At 60.4% G+C, this 21,743-nt stretch carries 24 protein-coding genes; 8 read left to right on the plus strand and 16 right to left on the minus strand.

Annotated elements, in window-relative coordinates; genetic code table 11:
* Nucleotides 1-58: 58 nt before the first annotated feature.
* From AP428_RS26700 to AP428_RS26730, 7 genes are all read right to left on the minus strand, one after another.
* Nucleotides 59-1,294 carry a DUF3443 domain-containing protein gene (locus AP428_RS26700; protein WP_041489672.1) on the minus strand — a complete coding sequence of 412 codons (1,236 nt, stop codon included), beginning with the start codon at nucleotides 1,292-1,294 and terminating at the stop codon, nucleotides 59-61.
* Between the two features lie 17 nt (nucleotides 1,295-1,311).
* Nucleotides 1,312-1,803, minus strand: coding sequence for a DUF2844 domain-containing protein (locus AP428_RS26705; RefSeq protein WP_011694915.1), 492 nt, complete (start codon nucleotides 1,801-1,803; stop codon nucleotides 1,312-1,314).
* Between the two features lie 428 nt (nucleotides 1,804-2,231).
* Complete coding sequence (locus tag AP428_RS26710; RefSeq protein ID WP_006480084.1) at nucleotides 2,232-2,957, minus strand: OmpW family protein; 726 nt, start codon at nucleotides 2,955-2,957, stop codon at nucleotides 2,232-2,234.
* 101 nt (nucleotides 2,958-3,058) lie between these two features.
* Entirely contained in the window at nucleotides 3,059-5,020 is a 1,962-nt protein-coding gene (locus tag AP428_RS26715; RefSeq protein WP_011548683.1) for an acyl-CoA synthetase, read from the minus strand.
* Complete coding sequence (locus AP428_RS26720) at nucleotides 5,017-5,973, minus strand: fumarylacetoacetate hydrolase family protein (protein WP_011548684.1); 957 nt, start codon at nucleotides 5,971-5,973, stop codon at nucleotides 5,017-5,019. Before AP428_RS26720 ends, AP428_RS26715 begins: the two co-directional genes overlap by 4 nt.
* A 36-nt stretch (nucleotides 5,974-6,009) precedes the next feature.
* On the minus strand, nucleotides 6,010-7,080 hold the full coding sequence (locus tag AP428_RS26725) for a VOC family protein (protein WP_011548685.1): 1,071 nt from the start codon (nucleotides 7,078-7,080) through the stop codon (nucleotides 6,010-6,012).
* Between the two features lie 7 nt (nucleotides 7,081-7,087).
* Nucleotides 7,088-8,800: a bifunctional 3-(3-hydroxy-phenyl)propionate/3-hydroxycinnamic acid hydroxylase gene (locus AP428_RS26730; protein ID WP_011548686.1), complete on the minus strand. Its 1,713-nt coding sequence runs from the start codon at nucleotides 8,798-8,800 to the stop codon at nucleotides 7,088-7,090.
* A gap of 100 nt (nucleotides 8,801-8,900) precedes the next feature.
* Here AP428_RS26730 and AP428_RS26735 point away from each other — a divergent pair, with 100 nt between their 5' ends.
* Entirely contained in the window at nucleotides 8,901-9,680 is a 780-nt protein-coding gene (locus AP428_RS26735) for a TetR/AcrR family transcriptional regulator (protein ID WP_011548687.1), read from the plus strand.
* A 237-nt stretch (nucleotides 9,681-9,917) separates the two neighbouring features.
* On the opposite strand, the gene AP428_RS26740 is transcribed toward AP428_RS26735, so the two are convergent.
* The 4 genes from AP428_RS26740 to AP428_RS26755 are packed head-to-tail and all read right to left on the minus strand — an operon-like array spanning nucleotide 9,918 to nucleotide 14,516.
* Entirely contained in the window at nucleotides 9,918-11,177 is a 1,260-nt protein-coding gene (locus AP428_RS26740) for an MFS transporter (RefSeq protein ID WP_011548688.1), read from the minus strand.
* Nucleotides 11,178-11,183: 6 nt separating this feature from the next.
* Nucleotides 11,184-11,888 (minus strand): 2OG-Fe dioxygenase family protein, encoded by a 705-nt coding sequence (locus tag AP428_RS26745; protein ID WP_011694914.1) that lies wholly within the window; start codon nucleotides 11,886-11,888, stop codon nucleotides 11,184-11,186.
* Between the two features lie 28 nt (nucleotides 11,889-11,916).
* Nucleotides 11,917-13,278 (minus strand): acetyl-CoA carboxylase biotin carboxylase subunit family protein, encoded by a 1,362-nt coding sequence (locus AP428_RS26750; RefSeq protein ID WP_011548690.1) that lies wholly within the window; start codon nucleotides 13,276-13,278, stop codon nucleotides 11,917-11,919.
* 47 nt (nucleotides 13,279-13,325) lie between these two features.
* Nucleotides 13,326-14,516, minus strand: coding sequence for a KamA family radical SAM protein (locus AP428_RS26755; protein WP_011548691.1), 1,191 nt, complete (start codon nucleotides 14,514-14,516; stop codon nucleotides 13,326-13,328).
* Nucleotides 14,517-15,900: 1,384 nt separating this feature from the next.
* Between AP428_RS26755 and AP428_RS26760 the strand changes: the two genes are divergently transcribed.
* Together AP428_RS26760 and AP428_RS26765 are read left to right on the plus strand one after the other, a co-directional pair.
* Entirely contained in the window at nucleotides 15,901-16,056 is a 156-nt protein-coding gene (locus AP428_RS26760) for a hypothetical protein (RefSeq protein ID WP_175804046.1), read from the plus strand.
* A gap of 88 nt (nucleotides 16,057-16,144) precedes the next feature.
* Nucleotides 16,145-16,432: a hypothetical protein gene (locus tag AP428_RS26765; protein WP_226292206.1), complete on the plus strand. Its 288-nt coding sequence runs from the start codon at nucleotides 16,145-16,147 to the stop codon at nucleotides 16,430-16,432.
* 247 nt (nucleotides 16,433-16,679) lie between these two features.
* Here AP428_RS26765 and AP428_RS26770 read toward each other — a convergent pair whose 3' ends face one another.
* The 3 genes from AP428_RS26770 to AP428_RS26780 all read right to left on the minus strand — a co-directional run bounded on the left by AP428_RS26770 (nucleotide 16,680) and on the right by AP428_RS26780 (nucleotide 18,004).
* Complete coding sequence (locus AP428_RS26770; RefSeq protein ID WP_011548693.1) at nucleotides 16,680-16,964, minus strand: hypothetical protein; 285 nt, start codon at nucleotides 16,962-16,964, stop codon at nucleotides 16,680-16,682.
* A gap of 73 nt (nucleotides 16,965-17,037) precedes the next feature.
* Nucleotides 17,038-17,304 (minus strand): translation initiation factor IF-1, encoded by a 267-nt coding sequence (infA, locus tag AP428_RS26775; protein WP_011548694.1) that lies wholly within the window; start codon nucleotides 17,302-17,304, stop codon nucleotides 17,038-17,040.
* 496 nt (nucleotides 17,305-17,800) lie between these two features.
* Nucleotides 17,801-18,004: a cold-shock protein gene (locus tag AP428_RS26780; RefSeq protein WP_011548695.1), complete on the minus strand. Its 204-nt coding sequence runs from the start codon at nucleotides 18,002-18,004 to the stop codon at nucleotides 17,801-17,803.
* A 723-nt stretch (nucleotides 18,005-18,727) separates the two neighbouring features.
* On the opposite strand from AP428_RS26780, the gene AP428_RS26785 reads away from it, so the two are divergent.
* A complete protein-coding gene (locus AP428_RS26785; protein ID WP_011548696.1) occupies nucleotides 18,728-18,967 on the plus strand; it encodes a hypothetical protein in 240 nt (79 codons plus the stop codon).
* 68 nt (nucleotides 18,968-19,035) lie between these two features.
* Nucleotides 19,036-19,275 (plus strand): hypothetical protein, encoded by a 240-nt coding sequence (locus tag AP428_RS26790; RefSeq protein WP_011548697.1) that lies wholly within the window; start codon nucleotides 19,036-19,038, stop codon nucleotides 19,273-19,275.
* Between the two features lie 271 nt (nucleotides 19,276-19,546).
* Here the strand turns inward: AP428_RS26790 and AP428_RS26795 are convergent, their stop codons facing one another.
* Together AP428_RS26795 and AP428_RS26800 are read right to left on the minus strand one after the other, a co-directional pair.
* Nucleotides 19,547-19,807, minus strand: a complete 261-nt coding sequence (locus AP428_RS26795; protein ID WP_011548699.1) for a hypothetical protein — start codon at nucleotides 19,805-19,807, stop codon at nucleotides 19,547-19,549.
* A gap of 162 nt (nucleotides 19,808-19,969) precedes the next feature.
* Nucleotides 19,970-20,287, minus strand: coding sequence for a hypothetical protein (locus AP428_RS26800; protein ID WP_011548700.1), 318 nt, complete (start codon nucleotides 20,285-20,287; stop codon nucleotides 19,970-19,972).
* A gap of 48 nt (nucleotides 20,288-20,335) precedes the next feature.
* Between AP428_RS26800 and AP428_RS26805 the strand changes: the two genes are divergently transcribed.
* From AP428_RS26805 to AP428_RS37550, 3 genes are all read left to right on the plus strand, one after another.
* On the plus strand, nucleotides 20,336-20,626 hold the full coding sequence (locus AP428_RS26805) for a hypothetical protein (RefSeq protein ID WP_011548701.1): 291 nt from the start codon (nucleotides 20,336-20,338) through the stop codon (nucleotides 20,624-20,626).
* 459 nt (nucleotides 20,627-21,085) lie between these two features.
* Nucleotides 21,086-21,358: a hypothetical protein gene (locus AP428_RS26815; RefSeq protein WP_027790088.1), complete on the plus strand. Its 273-nt coding sequence runs from the start codon at nucleotides 21,086-21,088 to the stop codon at nucleotides 21,356-21,358.
* A gap of 48 nt (nucleotides 21,359-21,406) precedes the next feature.
* A complete protein-coding gene (locus AP428_RS37550) occupies nucleotides 21,407-21,694 on the plus strand; it encodes a hypothetical protein (RefSeq protein WP_027790089.1) in 288 nt (95 codons plus the stop codon).
* The last annotated feature ends 49 nt before the right edge of the window (nucleotides 21,695-21,743 follow it).

Consider the following 21,743-nt stretch of genomic DNA (forward strand, 5'->3'; position numbering starts at 1 on the left):
CGACCGATTGAAGACCAATGACAAGTATCTTGATCGGTTGCCGGCCCTGCTCAACGCATCAGTATGCGACGTAAGGCGCGGACTCGCCTTCCGCCGAACGATCCAGGCCAAAATAGATTGTCCGACCGTAAAAATAGGGCAGCCCGAGATCTAGCCAGGAGGACGATCCGAAGTGACCCGCGACGTCATTGAATGCATATGTCGAACTCCTCGAGAACAACGTATCTGCGTTTGCCACGGACAGGGAAATCATGCTCACCGTGCCGTCGAGCCCAACCAGGGTCGCGGCATAAGTGGTCGTCGTTGACGGGCAATAGAATTGCGTGTTCCTGGTACACGTAATCTGCGACGAGTCATCGAAGAAATTCGCATTTGATCCGGTATCGAAGAACGCTGTGACTTTCCTGGAAAGGAATGCTCCCGGCACATCACCCGTCGTCGTCGACATCAGCTTCGTGGTGGCACCGAATGCATTGTTGCTTTGCGTGCCGATGCCAAAAATCAACGAGCCCGTCGCGCTTTCCCGACCGTCTTCCGAAATCTGCGGCATTTGTACAATCACGCCGTTGTTGTCTACGGCAAATTGACCGACAGGATTGCTGATCTGTTGCGATAGCGGCACGGTGACTTGTTCACAACTCGAGTTTCCGTCCGCGCACGCGTAGTAGTTGCTCAACGACGCGACCTTTACACAGGGTGCGCCGCAATCATAGGGCGCCGGGCCAATTCCCAGAATGCCGTTTGCACCAAGAGCCGTGGCCGAGTTCGCCGATTCATTCCCGTTTGTACAGGAACTTGGCACGTTGTCCGTTCCGAGATCGCCGATGATCTGCACCGGCAAGGAACTCGCACGTTCATCGCCAATGGCAAGGTCAATCGTTCGAACCGTGCCCCACGTGTAACTCGAAACGAACTTGCCGCACTCGGAAAGCGTCGCTCCGTCGCTCGTGGTTGTTTTAGGCAGACTGCCGATAACGCTTGGAATGGCATCACGTACGATCCGCAAGCCATACGATGCCGTGTCGACGAGCACATTGGACACCACCTGGCAGCGTGACGTTCCGGGCGCACAAATCTTGATGTTGACGGTCGGAATGTTGACGACGCGTGCAACGCCTCGCGCAACCGTAATGATGGCGGTATTCCCAGTGTTGCCGTCCGATGCGCCAGAACTATTGGCGCCCGTTTCGCCGGAACCTGAATCGCCGCCGCCGCACGCAACGAGGAAAGCTGCCGAAACGGTCATCAAGCTGAATATGCCGAACCACCGGACGACCGCACGAAAAATGCTCATGATCATTTGCATGGGAGTTACAGGATATCGTTGCCGGTCAGGCCGGACGGAAGCGCGGGCGGCAACCAGGCTTGCCCGGAAAATGCCCCCATGTGCCCTCCTGTCTTGATCACGAGATTGCGCGTCGAAACGGATACCGGCGTACGCCAGCCACGACGTGCATGCGCGGCTTCGACGCCCGCGCTGTAATCGCGAAGATAATTGCCGAACACCGACGCGAGATCGGGAACCGTCGGCCCTTGCCACGCGACGCCGAAGACGATTCCGTCGCCCGATGTGTATTCGCGGATCACGGTTCCAGATTCGAGCGTGGATTCACGGACGATGTACACGGCGGGATTCGTCGTCAGGCCATCGGCCGCCCGATTCGCAGGCCGCATCACACGCACTTTCGCGGCATGATCGGCGGCGGACAGCGATATCGGCGCGCCGCCCAGTTCGGCGTACGCATGGGGCGTTGCCCATCCCGCGATGAGCGCGGCGGCGTAAACACAGTTAATCGACCTCACATCTCCCTCCCCGGGTAACACCCGCGTAAGACGGTTCGGGGCGCCCCCGCTGCGAGTTCGCTCCCTTGGGATCAAGTCACCCCCAACGCCGTCGTCGCCGAGAGCGGTAACCAGGTGCCCCGTGGGGGCCGGCCACAACATTTGGTGACATTAAACTCAATACTGATATTTTTGTCACTTATGCCGATAGAGTGCGTGCTCGAACATTCCTAACGTCGGTGTCACATTCATCATCGGCACCACGTGGGTCATATTCATCACTCGGGTTAGTCATCCTCAATGTTCCGGTCACACTCGACGCATGTCGCGAGCAACGCTCACGAAACGTCCGCGGTCAGGCCATGCGCCGCTGAAACTCGACGGCGATCGTCACGTCGCCCGCAGGGCGGCACTGCAACATGCGTGCGACGTGTCCTGGCCAATGCGGTTCAGAAGCGGTATCCGACCGAAAGGAACGTCACGATCGGATTGACCCGGAATTTGCTGGTGCTCGTGACCGTGCCGACGGATGACCGGGTAGTGAGCGTGGCGCGTGTCGATACCCACGAATACGCCACCGATGCGTTGATCGACCAGTGAGAATCGATGTTGTAGGTCAGGCCGCCGTTGACGACGGGCGCAAAGGAATTGCTGAGTGACACGGATGTCGGCCCCTCGAGCGCTGTCCCGACGGTCGGCGAGAAATAGATCTGGCCGGTGGAAACGGGGTTGCTGAGCTTGATGTTGCTGAACCACGTGTAGGTGACGCCGGCGCCCAGATACGGCCTGAACCGTGCATTCGGCTGGCCGAAGTAGTAGTTGAAGATGATCGCCGGACTCCAGGCCCGCGCGGTCCCCAGCTCGCCGAAACCGCTGAGCGTACCTGCGCCGTTCAAGTGCCATGTCGGCGGAAAACCCATGACCGTCGTCGCCGCGATATGGTCGGTCAGGAAGTACGTTGCGGTCAGGCCGAACGTATCGCCGCTTGCGATCTCCCCACCGCTGCCGGTCATCACTTGTGACTGGCCGAGCGCATTGACGGTCAGCGGATCAGCCGACCCCTGCGGCGCGAAATGGGACCAGCCGGCATTGACTACCCACTGGCCGGCTGATTGAGCATGCGCGCCAGAGATGGCCGCGACCAGTACGACGGTTCCTGCGCTGATTCGCTTCATGATTGTCTCCAGATTTTGGACAAGAAAAATCCCGTTTTTATTCACTTCGTATTCCGAATTTATTTGCTTACGTCAACCCCAAACATTCCGAGCATCAACAATCACTGATGTTCGGGTTCGACAGAAGTCGAAAAGGCAAACGGGAAGCGCCCCAGCACCGTATTGGTCTTCGCTATCTGCGCGCGATCGCTCAGCGCCACATGCAACGCGAGCCCGCGCGACGGGTCGTCCACCATGCTCACCCGCGCACCCTCGACGCCGGCATCCTTCAGCGCGGAGATCAGTGCGTCGAACGTCTCCCATCGTTTGAGTTCGGGCTTGAAGATCTTGCCGACCGCCGTGAGCGGCATCGCATCGACGATATGAATCCGCTTCGGAATCGCGGCACGCTCGCCGATCGAGCTGCGTATGAACGTGTCGAGCTCCGTCTCGGTTGCCGTTGCGCCGGCTTTCAACTGCACGTAGGCGACCGGCAGCTCGCCTGCATGCACGTCGGGACGTCCGACTGCCGCGGCGATCTGCACTGCCGGGTGGCGGTGCAGCGGTTCTTCGATTGTCGCCGGATCGATGTTGTGTCCGCCCCGGATGATGAGCTCCTTGCGGCGCCCCGTGAGCCAGAAGTAGCCCTGCGCATCGCGCCGCGCGAGATCCCCGGTGTTGAGCCACTGCCGGCCGTCGCCGAGATCGAGCCACAGGCTCTTGTTCTGATCTTCCTGAAGGTAGCCCGCGAACACGTTCGGCCCGGAAATCGTCAGCACACCGACTTCGTTCTCGACGCAATCGCGCACGTAGCGGCCGGCGTCGTCGAGTATCACCGCCTTCATCATCTGGCCAGGGATGCGCAAACCGATCGAACCGAGACGCCGTTCGCCGCCTGGCGGATTGACGCTGCTCACGCATGCGCCCTCGGTGAGCCCGTAACCTTCGAGAATCCGGACCCCGGTGCGATCCTGGAACGTACGGAATACTTCCACGGGCATCGGCGCGGCGCCGCAGAGCCCATACTCGAGCGAGTCGATATTCCGACCGTCGACGGGCACGTCGAGCAATGCCGAATACAAGGTCGGCACCGCGCTGAAGAAGTTGATCCTGTGGTGCTCGACGATTTCCCAGAATCGTTTGACGACGCCGTCGCCGCGATAGCCCTGTGGCGTACCCAGCACCACATGTGCGCCGCGCGAGAACGGCACCAGGCCCGTTGCCAGCACGGCATTGACATGGAACAGCGGCAGTCCGCAGAAAACGGTCTTCCCCGGGCCCATCCCGGCGCCGACGACCTGCCCGACGCTCCACGCATTGGCCACCTCGTTGCCGTGCCGGCGAATCGCGATTTTCGGCAATCCCGTCGTGCCGCCCGTGCAGAAATAGGACGATATGTCGTCGGCTTCGAAACGCCGGGGGATCAGCAGCGAATCGCCGGATTCACGCGACATCGCACGGTCGAAATCGTGGATCTCGATGTGGCGCGGAACGGCGCCGCGCACGCCCGCGCGCCCGTGCAACCGCTTGCATTCGCGACGCTGCATCGCGCGTGCGGCCATTCGGCGCCACCCCTGCACGCGCTCGGCCAGATCGATCAGGACGAGGCTTTGCAGCGACGGCACCTGGCTCAGGATGGGATGGATCTTCGACCAGATATCCGTTCCCGGAAAGGGCGCCAGCGTCACCAGCACTTTTGCGTTTGCGGCCTTGAGCAGCGATGCGATCGCCGGCCCCTCCAGCAACGGATTGATTGCGCATACGATCCCGGCCGCTTCGCCGCCCCAGATGACGAAATGCGTCTCCGGCAAGTTCGGCAGCACGTAGGCGACCACCGAGTGGCGATCGATGCCCAGGCGCGAAAACAGGTTCGCGGCCCGGGTGATATCCCGCAGAAGCGCCGAATAGGTCCAGCGCAATGGCTTGCGATGATCGTCCGCGCGCAGGAAAAACGATAAGGCCGGCGCGCTCGGGTCGATCGCCGCACCGCGGCCGATCATCTCGTAAGTGCTGGCCGGGAGGTCGTCGGGCGGCCCCTGGTTTTCGATCCGAAGCACGTCCGCTTCGGTTGCGATGGCGTTCATGCGCGCTCGTCCACGATTCGGTTGCGTTGCACACCGAGGTCGATCGCCCCGTCCCTGCTCCGGATCCGTGCTTCGACCAGATCCCCGGCCTTCAGGTACTGCGGGCGAGCGGCCTGAACCTTCGCGAACATCCGCCACTTCATGTGCTCGGGCAGCAACGCGGCAATCCGTTGCTTCGCCGGCGACGGAATGCTGAGCGCGCATCCGGACGGCGTGCCCGTTGCAAGCAAGTCACCGGCGTTCAGATCCTGAACACCCGAAAGCTCCGTGAGCGTTTCGGCCGGACCGTACACGAGGTTCCCGGTCGAATCGCTCTGCCGCACTTCCCCGTTCACGGTCAGTGTCAGTGTCAGCGCGCGCAGCCGCGCGATATCGCTTGCCTCCAGCAGGCACAGATACGGCCCCACCGGCCCGAACGTTCGATAGCTTTTCCCCTTGTAAAACTGCATTTGGGGAATCTGGATATCGCGTGCGGAATAGTCGTTGACGATCACGAGGCCGGCCACGTACTCGTGCAGGTTCTTGTCCGTGATGGCTTGCCGGGACGTGATATCGCGGCGAAGCACGAGCCCCAGTTCGATCTCGTAGTCGAGAAACCGCACATGTTGCGGCCGGATGACGTCGGAATCGGCGGCGACGATGCAACTGGTCGCCTTCGTGAAGATCATGTTGAACGACTTCGCGTCCGGGTTCATGCCGGACTCGATCATGTGCTGGCGATAGTTGGCGCCCTGGCAAACGAACCGTTGATTGCGCGTGACCGGCGACAGCCACTCGACGTCCGACTCGGAAATCGTTTCTCCACCGAGCGCGGCGAGTTCATCGATCCGATGGGCTCGCACGAATTCGCCAGTGGTCGAGTAGTCGCCCGGTATCGGTGTGATCCGGTGATTCCTCACCACGCCCCATTGGGCGCGCCCCTGATGCCGGTAGTGCAAGACGTGCAATGCCATGAAGATGCCTCGAACAGGTCTGAGTGAAGATGAAGGTCACGCAAACAGCTTCGCGAGCGTGCGCAGCTTCGCGAACGTGACGTCCGGACTGGTCCGGAGGTTTCGGATGAGCGATGCGATGCTCGCCGCGGTGATCTTCGGTTTGGTGAAGCTGCGCGGCATCCGGGGGCCCCATTGCGACATCGCTTCACGGCTGACTTCGTGGATACCCGTCGCCACGTCCGCCGTGAACATGTCCCCATCGCAATAGTGTTCGTGCTTGTCGCCCCAAGGGTCCTGCCAATAGTCGAAGACCTGGCTGCCGAGAATGTGGCGCCCCATTCCCCATGCGTGCGTCCATCCTCTTTCGCTCAGCACACGCTGCCCGACCCCCACGGCATCCGCGTCAACCAGCTCGAATGCCGAGTGGCTGTACAGCGCTGCGAACCCCTGTGCCAATGCCAGGGTATGGTGATCGGCGGGTGTCGCCCCGCGATCGAGTCGCAGGAACGCGACGGCGGGCGAGCCGTCCGGCAACACCTGAACGTCGCTCGGGATGAAGCCGAAGTGAGACGTGTACCACGCGCAGGTCGCCTGGAAATCGGCGAGTTCGAGCACGACATGACCGAGGCGAATCACTTCCGGCACTTCCAGCGGCGGACGCTGGGTATCGTTCACGCGAACGATGGAATCGGGCGAGTTGAACGGTAACGCCGACCGGTGCGGCAGGGCGCCGGCCCGCGCTTGTCCCGCGACTGCGTCGACACGAAAACCCGACGGATCGACGAGCGTGACGCGATGCCCGCCACCGGGCCACGGCGACGGCTCCACGTCCGACGCGCCCGGCACGTCGGCAAGCTTGCGCAGTGCGTCGATGCCGTCGACTTCGAGCCCGAAGCCGACGAAGCGGTTTTTTTCAGCCCGCCGGACGACGTAGCAGAACGGTGTCGCGGCCGTGCCCCGAAGGAACAGATGGTCGCCGTCACGGGATACCGTCCGCAGGCCGAAATCGTTGAGAAATCGTTCGGCCCGCTCGAGATCGGGACGCTCGAACATCAGATAGGAAAGCGCCCGGGCCTTCGTCGTCGGCTGGGGACTCCGTGCGGGTTGTGCAGTAGTGAGCTTCATGGGGGCCTCAGGAAATCGGCTGGGCAATGTGATCGGTCAGCGACGACAACGACGTGCGCGCACCAAGCAATCGCAGGGATTCAAGAACGAGACGGGTCGAGTCGGCTACCGGGCCTTCGTGCAGGACCGTTTTGTCCGGCCGAATCACGGCCGCCCAGCCAAACCGCACGACACCCGGCATGAACGTACCGTCCAGGTCTTCCCATCCGTCGTTGTCGATGCGATGAAGGCGCTGCCCGCGGTGCACGACCCGCACCACGACGCCACCCGCTGCAATGAACGCGGCTCGTGCGCTGGCGTCGAGCTCGACGCCTGGGTCCCGTCCGAATCCGATCAACGCGAGACCGCTACCGAACACGTCGTCACTCAGGTGGATCGCGCCATCGTGCTTGCGCAGCCATCCCTGCGGCAGCGCCGCGCCGCGTACGAGCCGCGTGGATGAATGGCCGGGAACGAACAGACCGCGCCGGAACGCATTCTTCGGCTTGATCCCGAGCTCGTCGAAGTGATTCCGTAGCGGCGGAACGAGCCGTGTCAATCGCATCAGACCATGCGTGAACAACGCGATCCCGGCATTTCGCGGCATCACGAGCTTCCCCATGAATTTCGCGACGCCGATCATCGCCTTCGCGTGCGGCCGGCGTTCCCGATCGTAGGAGTCCAGAATTTTCTGGGTTGCGTGGCCTTTGACGACCCACGCCAGTTTCCAGCCGAGATTTGCGGCATCGCGCAGACCGGCGACGAGCCCCTGGCCAGCGAACGGCGGAGTGATATGGGCGGCATCGCCTGCAAGAAAAACGCGTCCTTTGCTGAAGGCCCTGACGGTTCGGGCATGAAAGCGGTACACGGCCTTGCGTTCGATCACGATGTCATCGATGCCGCCCCACGGCGCGAGCAGCTCGCGGATGCGTTCGTCGGATTCCATTTCCTCTCGCGTCTCGCCGGGATGGAGCATGAATTCCCAACGCTCGCGCCCACCGGGAGCGGTCATATGAGGCGTCGGCCGCCGGTGGTCACAGATGAACTCGACATGGTCGATGGGTCGGCGCACGTTTCGCGCGTCGACGATCAACCAGTCTTCCGCGAACGTCTTGCCTTTGAAATCCTGTCCGATCAACTGGCGCACGATCGAACTGGCACCATCGGCACCGACGACGTAGCGAGCGCGCACGACGTGCCGCGCGCCCTGCCCGCCGTCGAGCGTGGCGGCGACATGATCGGCGTGCTCGTCGAGCGAGACGAGCGTCACACCCAGCGCCATTCGGGCGGTGCGGTGCGCGGCCAGTCGGGCACGCAAGCATCGCTCCAGGTCCGGTTGATAGAACGTCACGAGCTTCGGATGGCCATCGACGCTCCCCAGCGTATTGATGCGCCCGAACTCGCCGAACCAGGGAGAGCGCATCCGGACGTACGGGATCGCCACCGTATCGAGGTCGGCTTCGTTCACCCCGATGTACTGCAGGATGCGAAGCGCGTCGTTGTCGAGCGCGATCGCACGCGGCGCCATGAAGATCTCCGCCGCCCGGTCGACGACAAGCACACGCACGCCATCCCGGCCAAGAAGCGCGCCGATCGCCGCGCCGACGGGGCCGCAGCCCACCACCAGCACGTCTACATCCGATGGCAAGTCGCGGCCGCCGACACAGCTCGCGTTGTCGTTGCCTTTATGGACGCCCGGCTCGCACGTCAGTTTTGTCTCCACCACCGTTCCGTCTCCCATTCTCGGGACTGGCCACTACCGGCCGTCTTGATGACATTAAAGTCATAACTGATAACTTTGTCAATTTTGACGTTCGAACGTATACTCGAACACCGAAACCATGCGCACGCCGATGCCCAACACTTCTTCCCGTCGCACCAGAACACCGTCGCCGGCCGTCTCGAACGGGCAAGCGCCGTCGAGCCCCGAGGTTCGCGAGCCGCGGGGCGCGCGCCGCAAGCGCGAGACGCGCGCGCGATTGCTGGATGCCGCCTTTGTACTCATGGCGCAAAAGGGGATGGAAGGCGTCGCGATCAATGAAATTACGGAAGCCGCGGACGTGGGTTTCGGGTCGTTCTACAACCACTTCGAATCGAAAGAGGCGATTCATGCCGCGGTTCTGGAAATCGTGTTCGAGGAGTTCGCGGATACCCTGGACCGCATCGCAGGCAGCCTCACCGACCCGGCCGAGATCATTTCCGTGTCGCTGCGCCATACATTGCTGCGAGCCAGAAGCGAGCCGGTCTGGGGACAATTTCTCCTGCGCGAAGGGTTGTCCATGCGAGCGCTCAGCCGCGGCCTCGGACCGCGGTTGTTGAGGGATATTCAGAAAGGCATCGTCGCCGGGAGATTCTCGGCAAGCGACCCGCTGATGAGCGTGATTACGGTCGGGGGCGCGGTACTGACCGCCATTGCGATCGAGCTCCGATTCGATGCGGACGAGAAGCCGGTTACCGACATGTTGAACATGATCGGGTACAGTCAGAACGGCTTTGCCGAGCGTGCAGCTTCATCCCTGTTGCAGACGCTGGGTGTGCCGCGAACTGAAGCGACAGAGATTGCGAATCGCCCGTTGCCGCCGGCTGTGACGTCTGCGCCCGAGGAGTCGCCGGAGCGCTAGCGATCTATCGTTCGTCTGGGATAGGTAGAACCCTGCGGGTACCTGCGTAGCGCTGACGGCCGTCGTCACCCTGTGCCGGCCGCGCAGCGCGGGGGCATGCAGGCTCATGACCTCACCGACGGCAGGGCAGCGGCGGAAGCCTCTTTGATTGTTCGACGTTCGCGCTCGTCGGCCCGTTGTGGACGCTCGGAGAAGATGCCTCGGGTCGCCTTGACGAACCAGAGAAAACATCCGGAATCAGTCGATCTGCCCGACCGCTGCCCCCTGCGCCAGCCGTCTTTTGACGCCCACGAACGCCACGCCGGCCAGCGCGATGGAGCCACCATAGAACAGCAGTGCCGTCACGTCCATTCCGAGCCGGGAGAACACGAACCCGACCGCCAGCATGCCCAATCCGAGGCCGGTGCGCTCGGCAACGTACGAGATACCGATCACGCGATCGCGCGACGCGGCCGGCGTCGACTGCAGGAGCGAATAGTAGATCGTCTCCGTGGCGGCGTCGAAAATGCCCGCCAGCAAGACGAAGCCCAACATGCCCGGCATGCCACGCACCTCGAAGACGCCGAGGAAGCACGCGAAGGTCAGGATCAGCAACGCGATGAAATACGGCTCGAGCGGCTGGCGACGCGATTCGAGACGCTCCAGCAAGCGCGGCGTCACTGCCGCGGAAACGAGCCGTCCGACACCCCACACAGCCATCAGCCAGCCGTATAGAAACGCGGGCTGAATCGGGTCGAACAGCTGCGACCTGATCGGGAAGCCGACATTGTGCGTACCCGAGCCGAACGCTTCGACGAAGCGCGCGCCGATCACCAGCATCACGATGACCGACAGATAGCGCGCCGCGCGCGGCAGTGCGCCGGCCTCGGCCGCAGCGCGCGTCTCCTCGGCCGGTCGATGCCGGCGCGGCATGTTGCCCACCAGCATCAGAAATGCGATGGCGGAGATCGCGAACGTGATCGAATCGATCAGGAATACGCTCTTGTAGGCCAGGTACTGCGTGATCACCGATGCGAGCAGGCTACCGCCGACCACCGACACCCCATCGGTCGCACTGAGGATCGCATTGAAACGATGCCGGCCCTCCTGCCCGACCATTTCCGGAACCTCGGACATGATGGACACCCGGTAGATCCCCTGGAAAAGGCCGATGAAGAACGGCACGAAATAGATGAGCGACGCGTCGGCGGCACGCGACGACATCGCCAGCACGCCGATCGCCAGTGCACTGCCCGCTTCCGCGGCGAAGATCAGGGTACGGCGGGAGAACCGGCTCAGCCGCGGCACCGCGGCGCCGCCCGCGACCGCACCCAGCAGACGCGACGCCATCGTCAGGCCGAGCAGCGCGGCGGAGCCCGTGACCTCGAGCGCGTAGGTCGCCAGAACGATGCTGATCATCGTCGAACTGATGTCCGAGATCGTCTTGAACGACAACCAGACGTACAACTGCGCCAACGAAGACGAAGCGCGTTTTTCTAGAACCAGCTCGGATTTCATGGCAGCTCATCTCGCTGAGGAAAAGGAAATCAGCAACATGTCCCGGAACGCGAGTTCGTCCGGGTTGGCTTGCTGAACGGCATTGGCACTGTGGTACAGCACGGCATCGTTCACGATCACGGTATCGAGGAAATCCGTCAGCGGCCGTGCGAACAAGGGAACGGTGGAGACTTTCGACGCGTGGATCTCCGATACGACCGGCCGGATATTGCGACTGTCGATGAAATGCATGAAGACCCATTCCAACCCGTCCTGGTGAATCCCCGATGTGGTCGGACTGACCTCACCTTGTTCCGCAATGATCCGGAACAAATGTACATCGATCTTGTACTCCCGCCCCGCAACCAGCCGCTCCCCGAGGATGGCGATGTCGACGTCCAGCAACTGGCGGAGAATCGCACTTTCTATGAAGGAGTCCTCGGCATAGGTCAAGCGATTGACGCCTGGCACGTAGTCCACATCGTAGGTCGCGGTTGGCTCGAAATTCGTGTTCCGGTCAATTTCCAACGGTTGGCCCGGCTTGAAGCGATACAGCAGGAAGCGCCGTTCGCGTCGCGTGTAGCGCTTATAGTTCTCGTCGACGACAAGGCGCTCCCAGTGGCGCTTGAACGCAACGACCTCGTCGCCATCGCAGCGAATCACGCCGTGGAAGCGTGGTGCATGGCAATAGCCGTTGCGATTCAACTCGTCAATGACGGTATCGATGGACATCGTGTCTCCCGTGAGTCGAGCCATTCGTTCAGGAAACGATTTCCGGCTCGAGATCGCGAACGATCCGGTCATAGAGATCGATCGCATGATCGCGCCCATTCACTGCCGCCCAGCCCTTCAGCAGATAATTTTCCTCGATGTCCGCCCGGACCTCGCTACCGACCGGGCAGGCGACCTTGCATTCGATGATCGCCGGATCGCCGACGACGGAATCGAGCCCGCGGATTCCGTTGAATGTTCCGCTCGCCTCTGGAAACAGCGCGAACATCGAGTAATGCTGGCGCCCGTCCGCCGCGCGTTCGCAGGCGCTTCGCAAGCGTTCGTGCAGCCCGGAAGCCCGCGTCAGCATCCGCAGATAGAGCTCGTACGGGTCGAGGCCCGCGATGTCCTTGAGCGCCGCGTTCACATACAGTCCGCCGAGCCGCGGATTGACCTCGATGACAATCGGGCCGGTCGGCGACAGACGGAACTCGAGGTGCACGATTGCGTTGCGCAGGCCGATCGCTTCGAGACAATCGATCGCATACCGCTTGATCTCGGCAATCGCGGGCGCCGGAAAGGACACCGGCGGCGAGATCAGCAGGTTTTCCAGCACCGTGCCGCGCTTCTCCGTCAGGATCAGCTTTTCGTTGATCAGCACCGGATAAACCTGATCGTCGACGATCACGCATTCGACGCTGCCTTCGACGCCGTCGATGTACTGTTCAAGCAGAATGCTCTTGCCCGGCTCATAGTGAACCGGGGCGCCGTCACGGGCGTGGACGTCGTGCGGCATGCCGTAGTAGTCCGAAACCACTGCCTGACCATGTTGCGCGGTGAATCGCTGATAGTGATCGCGCAATTCGTTCCAGTCGCGACACTTCGCGGTAAAGGCCGAGCCCGCGCCGTAAGGCGGTTTCGCGATCAGCGGATAGCCCACTGTGTCGGCGGCTTCTCGCAATGCGTCGACATCGCTGCACATTGCGTGTCGAATCGACCGTACCCCCCGTTCCTCCAGCGCCGCACGCATCAGGAATTTGTTGTTGCAGGCGGCGACGGCCGCCGACGGAGAATGGACTCGGCCGGTCATCCGGCAAACCTCGGCGACCACCGCGCCCACTTCCCCATAGGCCGACGCCTGCCCCGCATAGCAAAAGACGGCCTTTACGTCATAGTGCGCGTCCAGACGCTCGAGCAATCTCAGCAGCGACTCGACGGAAAGCGAATCGAGCCACCACGTGTCGTCGCGCGCCGCGCCTGCATCGCCGTCCATCGGCACGTGCCGGCGCACGACGGCCGTCAGGCACGCGAGACCCATCTTGCGAGCGACCTCGAAGTGATAATCCCGATAGCTGGTCAACGACAGCAAGGAGCCCTCGATTTGCACAAACAAAACCGCGTCTTGTCGCATGTTTTCACCTGGATGAGAAATCAGTCCGCACACCGCTCAGCGCCCGTTCAGCTGTCGATCCAGTCGCACGTTTCGCCCTGCCAGTTGACGAACCGGTAGATGCGTTGTTCGCCGGTTTCTACAAACTGCGGGATGTCGCCCTGGCCTTCGAACAGCGGCACCGTAAACTTTCCTTTCGCATGAGGCAGCACATACTCGGGCATCGCAACGTTCGAAACGCGCCGCTTCAGTCGGTTCATGATGCGGATGGCGTCGCGGATCGAGGCCTTGTAGACCGACGCGCCCGGCGAGAACGGCATGAAGTGATACAGGTAGTACGGTTTGACGCCGCGGCGATACAGTTCGATGAAGAGCCGATGCAGCGTCTCCTCGTCGTCGTTGATGCCGCGCAGGAATGGCATGTTGGAAAATACGATCGGCACCGCCGACCGAATCCGCTTCACTGCGTCCGTGAAGGCCGGACTGAGTTCGTCCGGATGGCAAACGTGAACGCCGAATGCGTTCACCCGATGCCGTTCGAGCATTGCGACCAACTGATCGGTGACCCTGTACGGATTGAAGGTGAGCGATCTGGAGTGAATCCGGATCAGGAGATCGCGTCCGACGTCACGCAGGGCGGACAGATGCTCGTCGAGCTTGGCGTCGGAGAGCATCAACGGGTCGCCGCCGCTCAGAATAACTTCCTCGATTGCCGGATTCTGCTTGATATAGGCCACGCTTTCGCCGAACGTGTCCCGGCTGGCGTTGGTCTTTTCGCTATTGACTTCAAGCGTGCGGAGCGCCTCGAAGCAGAACTGGCAATACGAATTGCACGTGTTGACCATGCGCAAAATGACGCGATTGTCGTACTTGTGCTGACAGATCGGCGTCTTCATTTCATGCGCCAGCTCCCAGTTTTCCGATTCGCCATCGTATCCTCCGACGATTTCGTCACTCCAGAACGGAACGACCTGACGCCATAGCGGATTCCGGACGATGTCGGCGTCGGTGTCGCCCTGCGATTCGCGAATCAAGCGGAGGTAATAGGGCGTGATCTGTAGCTTGCGGCCGTTCAGGTTGCTTTGAATGTGCGAACTCAGTTCGTCAGACCAGCCCCCACAGGCCTCGCGTAGCGATGCTTCCTCCCGGATGGTGTTCCGTTGCTGCCAGCGCCAGTCGCGCCATTCGGCCGACGCGACATCAAAACTCCGATAGTTGTCCGAATATTTTTTTTCGCCACCAGAATTTCCAATCAACATTTTACTCAGCCCTCTCTAGACCAACGAAATGCGATCAACGTATCGTTACGCTCATGAATTCAACACGACCCATGATCCGGGCGCCGGATAGAAAACCATCGACACCACACTCAACCGGAATACGGTCTATACAACACTAAAAAATGCAAATTCATCAAAGCATAAAAGCATCGAGCACGGGACATCTGAAATATCCCATCGAGCCATATCGTCGATATAGTTACGCGATGCAGAAAGCCCAAGCCACAGTACCGCTCAACAAAGAAATATGGACGCAACTCTGCTCAGCCTACTCACGAACATGGAGAGGCATCGATTAAATATTTCGCAGAAATTTATTTGCTTTCGCTTCGGCGTGCGAAAACGACAGTTCCCGCTCCCCGTCCGATCGCGATTCATGCGAGCTATTACGTCCGTGCAAGATCATTTCGCGCGGCGGCCAAGCCAAAGGAATTTGAAAGATTTCCCGTTCTGGATATAAGCATTCCCGATTCGACGAGTCTCAATCCTAAGTTAACAAATTTAAATAGCGCAAGAAGAATTTCACTAGCCATCCATAACAGTCCCTCCCACACGTCTACTTTGCCGGACGCCTCTGTCGTGCTTTCAATTGGGAAACGCACATACAGCTCGCATTTTTACAATTACCAATCGACATCATTCGATACTCAAGGAATTGCGCACCTCGTAAAAACATCAGGTTTAACCCCTGCCTAGAAAATAGAATATTCAGCTTCTCCCAAATTTTGAAAATACCCCTCGTCGATGCGGCTTTGAATAAGCCCAATATCGAGCTCATCCGGGCATCATTTCTTACAATTTGATAGGCAAGTTGCCACCTTTCTGAATGCGGGTGTGCGTGGATAGGCCGGACGCGTGTCGCAACGCGCCCGAAATGTAGAGACGTCCGTCCCAAATGAAGAGGAAGTATCCCTGCTGCGCGAGCCCCTGTGGGATCTCAGAAAAGATGTCATTGGCACCCTATATAAATCAATGGCTTGGACATCTTTTTTGAGACGATCACATGCTCACAGTCTCAGAAAAGGTGTCCTTGGGCACGGAAATTCTCAGAAAAGTTGTCCTTGGAAGCATCGCTTGCCTGCGTTGGCGCATTCCGTTGGAACCGAGCGGTGAATGCCGTCGATCAAATCTGCACGACATCCCGACCGAAACCTGTTCGCCTCATCAGTCACAGCTAAGGCCTGTGCCCCAGATCCTTGGATATGGGGCGCGACCGATCAGGTGGAGGTCGAGCGTACCTTCCCCAGGATCGTGCATGTGGATGCGGTTCGTCCGCGCGGCGTGGCGCAGGACTTGTGAATCCTTCCCCCAAGACGCCTAGAATTCAGTCATGGCTGCATTCCACATTCACAAGGAGGCTGTCATGACTCAGTCGATGATTGGTTGGGTGGTTGGTCTTGCGGTGGTCGCGGTGGTTGCCGTCGCGTTGGCGCGCCGTTACCAGAGCGAACATTCAAGTATGGAAGTCGTTCAGTGGCTGGACTCCCATCACTTGGGGTGGATGCATCGCAAACATTGACCTCTCGGCGCTGGCGGCGATAAACCCGCCTTGCCGAAGTTTACCGGGAGCCGAGCACACGGATGCAGGCGGGCGGGTGAAGTCTGTCATGTCGTTGTCTCGCCAGGGGCTTGGCAAGGAAGGCATCATGGATGATGAAGTGTGTACGACCCACACGCACGTGGCACGCCTTCGCGTGATGCAGACCACGTCTGGGCGCTATCGCGGAATCGTCCACTTGCACCGCATCGGAGAGGATCCAGGCACCTCTGATCAACACGATACCGAAGGGGATTTTGCATCGGACGCGGAGGCGCGCGACGCCGCACGAACGCTCGCACGCAGATTGCTCGAAGAGCAAATCCAGGGGCACGAAAGGGCGCAAGGCATCGATTGAATCTGCGTCGGCGGCCTGGTCGTTACACAACGTCGATCGGCAACGCGACGTCCATCAGCCCGTGGCGCGCCAGTCGCACAATGCGGCCGCTCGTCCGTTGATCTGCCTTGAGAGCACGGGACAGAAAGGAATGTCGGTTTACGACGCGAGTTTCCCGTTGACCGGCAGCATGGCGTCGGCTCGCGCAATTTCAGATCGGGACGCACGTCTCCGATTGACGCGCGCTGCTGTTCAACAGAGAGCTGTATCAAAGAACTGCGTCGAACGTCCAATGTTCGCTTCGGTTCTGATCGATGATGTCTTCTGCGTAACGTTGCGAAGCCCGGCGTGCGTCACCGGCACTGGCAAACGGCGAACCGTCGACAAGCTTGAAGGTCTGGCTCCGGGTCAGCGTGGTGTCAGTGCCGCGCAGGCAAACCTTGACCGCCGCGTCGAAACCGGCTTCGTAGTTGTGAGCACGGCCAGAGCCTGTGTGAAAGTGAGGATAAATCAGCGGATATATTTCGAATCCGCGATAGGTACGCATGCTCATGATGAACTCCTGGTGATTGACGGCGACGAATTGCGTAGACGAGCGCAATCAATCTTCTATCGGCGCTACGTGGTTAGCGTCGAACAAATCGGTTTCGGGGCACACCGGGCGAAGCCCGTTCGTCTTTGTGCCGGAAATTGATACACCCTTTGGTGAGGTCATAGACCGACAATTCCAGCTTGACCCGGTCGCCAGCGAGAATACGGATGCGGTGTTTGCGCATGCGGCCCGATGCGTACGCCGCAACGACCGCGCCGTTTTCCAGGGTGACGCGAAACCTGCTGTCCGGGAGCACCTCATCCACGACGCCGTCCAATTCCAGCAATTCTTCCTTTGCCAAATCAATTTCTCCAATCAATGTGACGTGCCGCAATCGCGGCGGCGTGAGGATATCCGGTCCCCGACAGGGAGCGGTTTGCGTGCAAATATCGAAAACGCCCATGCGTGGGGGGCGCGTACCGACGCGACATGCGGGCCGCGCCTCGTCCGGGTGTTAACGTGCTCGTTATCGCGTCTCGGTGGAGCGCTTCTTGCCGCTCGATTTGGTGGGCGCAGAGGGTGCCTTCGGTGGCACCCAGTTCAGCGCCGCGCCGAGCACCGGCCAATCCCTGGCGCGCCGTGGTCTCGCGAGTGATCTTTTGTTGCGCGATTGACTCTTGGTCAAAGTTACCTCGGTATGCGTCGATCGCGAGCTCACGATGAATGAGCCGCCCGATCGTTCGCCACCGGATGCGCCGCATCCCCCACTTTCTTCCTTGGGGTGTACGTCTTGAGGCGAAACGGTATCCTCAGCAGGACTGTGGGCGCCTGCGCGCGGGACCGATTAATGATGTGGATTACTGAGGAACGATGTTCGAAGCCTGCAGCCCCTTGGGCCCGTTCTTCGTCTCGTAGCTGACCTTTTGACCTTCGGCCAGCGTCTTGAAGCCATCGCCGCGAATCTCCGAGAAGTGCGCGAACAGATCATCGCCGCCGCTGTCAGGCGTGATGAAGCCAAAACCCTTGTTGTCGTTGAACCACTTGACGGTACCGGTATCCATGGAAATTCTCCTGATATTGGACAAATGTATGCGCCCCGATAGGGGAGCACGAAAAAGGATCAAGGAGGGAGAGGACAACGAATACCGCGTTCCGCGGTCAGTGATGAGCAGCAATCGCGCTTCTTGAAGGCTTCGGACACTCACCCTACGCGGGGCCAAACACCGTGTCAAGCTGTTTCGGTCGGCGCATTTCGGGTGGCGGCGCAAGAACACGCCGCGACCGGCGAGGCTCGCCCCGGTTGTAAACCCTTGGCGCCGTGGTTTTGATTTGCTTCGAATGTCTAATTGAAATTTCGACGATACCGTCATGGCGCCCTCTCCCCGCGTATCGGCGATTGTTCACACGCGGCTGAGCCGGTCCGTCCCGCGCCCAATCGGGGCGGCATGCCATGCGGCGGTTCGCGCAGAACTTTCGCTGTACAAGTTCGCCAATGGGCGTAGGATGGATCTGTTGACTGACTCACTACCGATTCCCGCGCCACTCGAGGCGCCCCCTTCCGAACGTGATTGGGCCTTTCATCGAAACCGCGCAATGCGGACGAGCGCGCCGCGTATCGGCTGCGTATGCGAAGCGCCTGATCGATGCCTGTCTACAGGACACGAGCGTGTTGGATAACGCGTCCTGATCCCTTCCTCGGTCCATCCCGATTCTGCGTCCGCGGCGCCGCCACAGACTCAAACACGCCTGGCGCATGGCGCGCCGGCAACGTCGGGAGGCTGGATATGAACAGGAAGGACCTATTGAAGTGGATTCGGTGCGATGGTTCCGGTGTCATCGAACAGTTCCTGCCGTATGACGCTCGTGCCGAGATGGACGGCGTCATTCTCGATCGTCGTCATGAAATCGATGAGGATGCCTTTCTGATGTTTTTCTCGATCCGCGCGCTGTTGCGCAAAGGCGGAATGGCGAGCTGCGAATCGGACCAGGAAGCAGGCCAGATCATGGCACTCCTCAAGCTTTGACTGTTCTGGTCGCGACGATACGCTTCGCGGTGGCCACGTGCCCCGCAGCAACTGAAGGAGGAAGGAAAATGCAACTCGACTCAACCCGATTCCATATCGACCCGACACCGCGCAGGGCCGACGGGGAATACATGGCACACGCGCGGATCAGCATCGATCGTGCAGACGGCAGTGAGTGCGACGTTCAACTGAGCGGAGATCTGGCTGGCTTCGACGTGCGCGAGGATGCGATTGCCTTTGCGAAAAACTGGGCGCACGAATGGCTCGACGCGCATTTGGTCGACGATCTCCTCGCGTCGATGAATTGAAATTCGGGTGGCACGCCAGCCGCCCGAGCAATCAGGGCGTCGCCGGGATCGAGGCCGACGGCAATACATGCTGCTGCCAAAGCAGGCAGACACGGTGCCGAAGGTCGGTCGAGAGGATGGCCATCCCTGGAGGGCCACAGACCAAGGCAGCAAGCACGCCCTCCAACGGACTCATCACCGCCAGATCGGGCCGCATGCGTTCCGCATCCTCGAAGTCCGCGACTCTCGTGAGCCGAACTTCCTCCCAAATGCGGCGCGTCGCGTCGGGATATCATTCCAGTCGGTCGAAGGCACCCGCGTCGAGATCTTTCCTGAAATGCTGTAGCCAGTCGCTTTCGTCGCCGATCACGTATTCCTTCGTAATCTGCGTCGAGAGCCTGGTGATGGTGACATAGCCCTGTAGACCGAGGTTCTCATCCCCCTTCGGGTCGGTCGTATCCGTTTCCTGAAGATCGAAATCGCCCTCTGCCAAGCCACGACGCTCCAAGGTCGCCAGAAAGTCTCTGTGTTCATCCGGTTCTATCAGCTGCATATCCGGCCCCCTCGTGTTCAGCGGAGATGTCGCACGGCTCGATGTCACGGGGCCGACGGCACGCGTTCGAGCGTTGAAATCATGCACACCGAACTCATGCGGAATACCTCACGATCCCCCACATACGGCGCTACCGGGAAGCAAGCGTCATCGCCTGCAGTTTTATCGTCTGGGTCCTTTCATGCTTTCCGACTCCATGGCCGCATTCCGCTCCTCGCTCGCCTCGATAGGGTCCATCGCTTCGTCAACCGATGCCGTTGCGCGCTCGGCGGCAGCTTTGGTTTCGTCCTCCGCGGAGTCGACATCGCTGTTGCCGTCACCCGGGGGTAGCAGCATGTCCTCGAGCATCGCGCTCAGCTCCGGCGTGTCCCATGGCAGGCCACGCCGGGTTCGGAGCTTTATGTAGTGTTTCACTTCCGCGTCCTGCTCCGCAGTTAGCGGCAGCCGCCGGAAGGTGCTTTGGGGGTCGGAGTCTGTCATCGCTGTCTCCTCCTGCTATAGCGTCTTCAGTGTAGTCCCATTGCGACCATGAGAGTCGTGACCGAAGCGGTCATTCGTCGAATCAAATGCCGTGCGTCGCTGCGGGAGGCAACAGCCGGCCATCGGCTGTCGTTGGCTGCCTACGTCACCATGACATTCGATCGGCCGATTCCGTCAGTCAAAGGACATTCCGTCCATTCAATGCTGACTGATCATGTAGGAATGCGAATTGACATGGCCATGTACTCAGACGATATTGGAGCGAAGCTGACCAGCGACGGCCCATGGCTGCAACTGGCCGACGCGGTTCACGGGATGCATCGGCGATGCGGGCAATGACATGGCGCACGTAGCGCCTTAACCGATTCATATGTGCGTAGCATGTTGACGTCAACGGAACAGGACACCTGATCGAACCGCTACCGGCCGGCTTCGGCTTGTGGCTGCGGGCACGCCGGAGAGCGAACATCGAGCGTGCGAAGGAGTAGGGGCAGACGCCACCGATCGCCTATGCTGGAAGCTCACGAGGAGCCGACTATGACGCCACATGACGTGATGATGATTTTCGAGCGGAGGAACGCAGAGGGAAAGGCAGCCGCCGATCTGGATCATGCTTGCGCCGGATTCGCTGGCTGGTTGGCGGAGGCATGGAGTCGATTGAGTGAGGATGAGATCGCAGTTCTGACGTCGATCGGCGCCTCGCTGTATCGCGAGGGGTATGCGAGGCGGTACTAGGCAGGCTCGGGGGCCAGCGCGAATATATGGGCGGAACGGACCGAAAGGGCGTATAAAGTTCGAATGACTATCCCCTCCGTTACCGCCGAGTCGGTCCTGGGCCTGTTCCGGCTCATTGCCGGGAGGGAGGAGCGCCGGACGTCCGGCGAATCGGCAAGGATGGCGGCGCTCCAGGCTCTTGCCGAGCAGCTTGCACGCAACCATCAGGCAATGACAGAAGACAGTTGGGATGCAGCCGTCCGTGTTGGCGGTCTGCTGTTGCGAGCGGAAATGATCAACAACGACGCTGACACGGTGGCGCTTGACCTGCTAAGCCGGCTGCGGCGGCGGAAATGAAAAGCTCGTTCGAGCGTATAGCAAGTCGCCCCCTGCGGAGTGGCCATCATGTCGACACACCTGCTTCTTCTCTACAAGGGGTACGAACTTCATCCCCTCGTCTTCGCCCGTACATTCAGTCGCTTTGACGGGCATTCTCGTTACGCCGAAGGGTATGACATTGCGGTACGGATATGCCGCCCAGGCGCGATAGCAACCTCCGCCGCGAGCCGTATTTTCAGGCTAGGCCAACCGCATACATACTCCGACTTTGGTATGGCAAGGCGTGCCGCCCGGCAGCAGGGAAAGGACATCATCGACGGAAAGGTGAGTGGAGCTTCGGTCATCGACATGTAGTTCGGTCAAACGCAGCGGTCGGCCAAGACGACGACGCGAGAAGCTGAAC

It is taken from the genome of Burkholderia sp. E168m22, from assembly GCF_001319805.1.
Classification (GTDB): Bacteria; Pseudomonadota; Gammaproteobacteria; order Burkholderiales; family Burkholderiaceae; genus Burkholderia; species Burkholderia orbicola.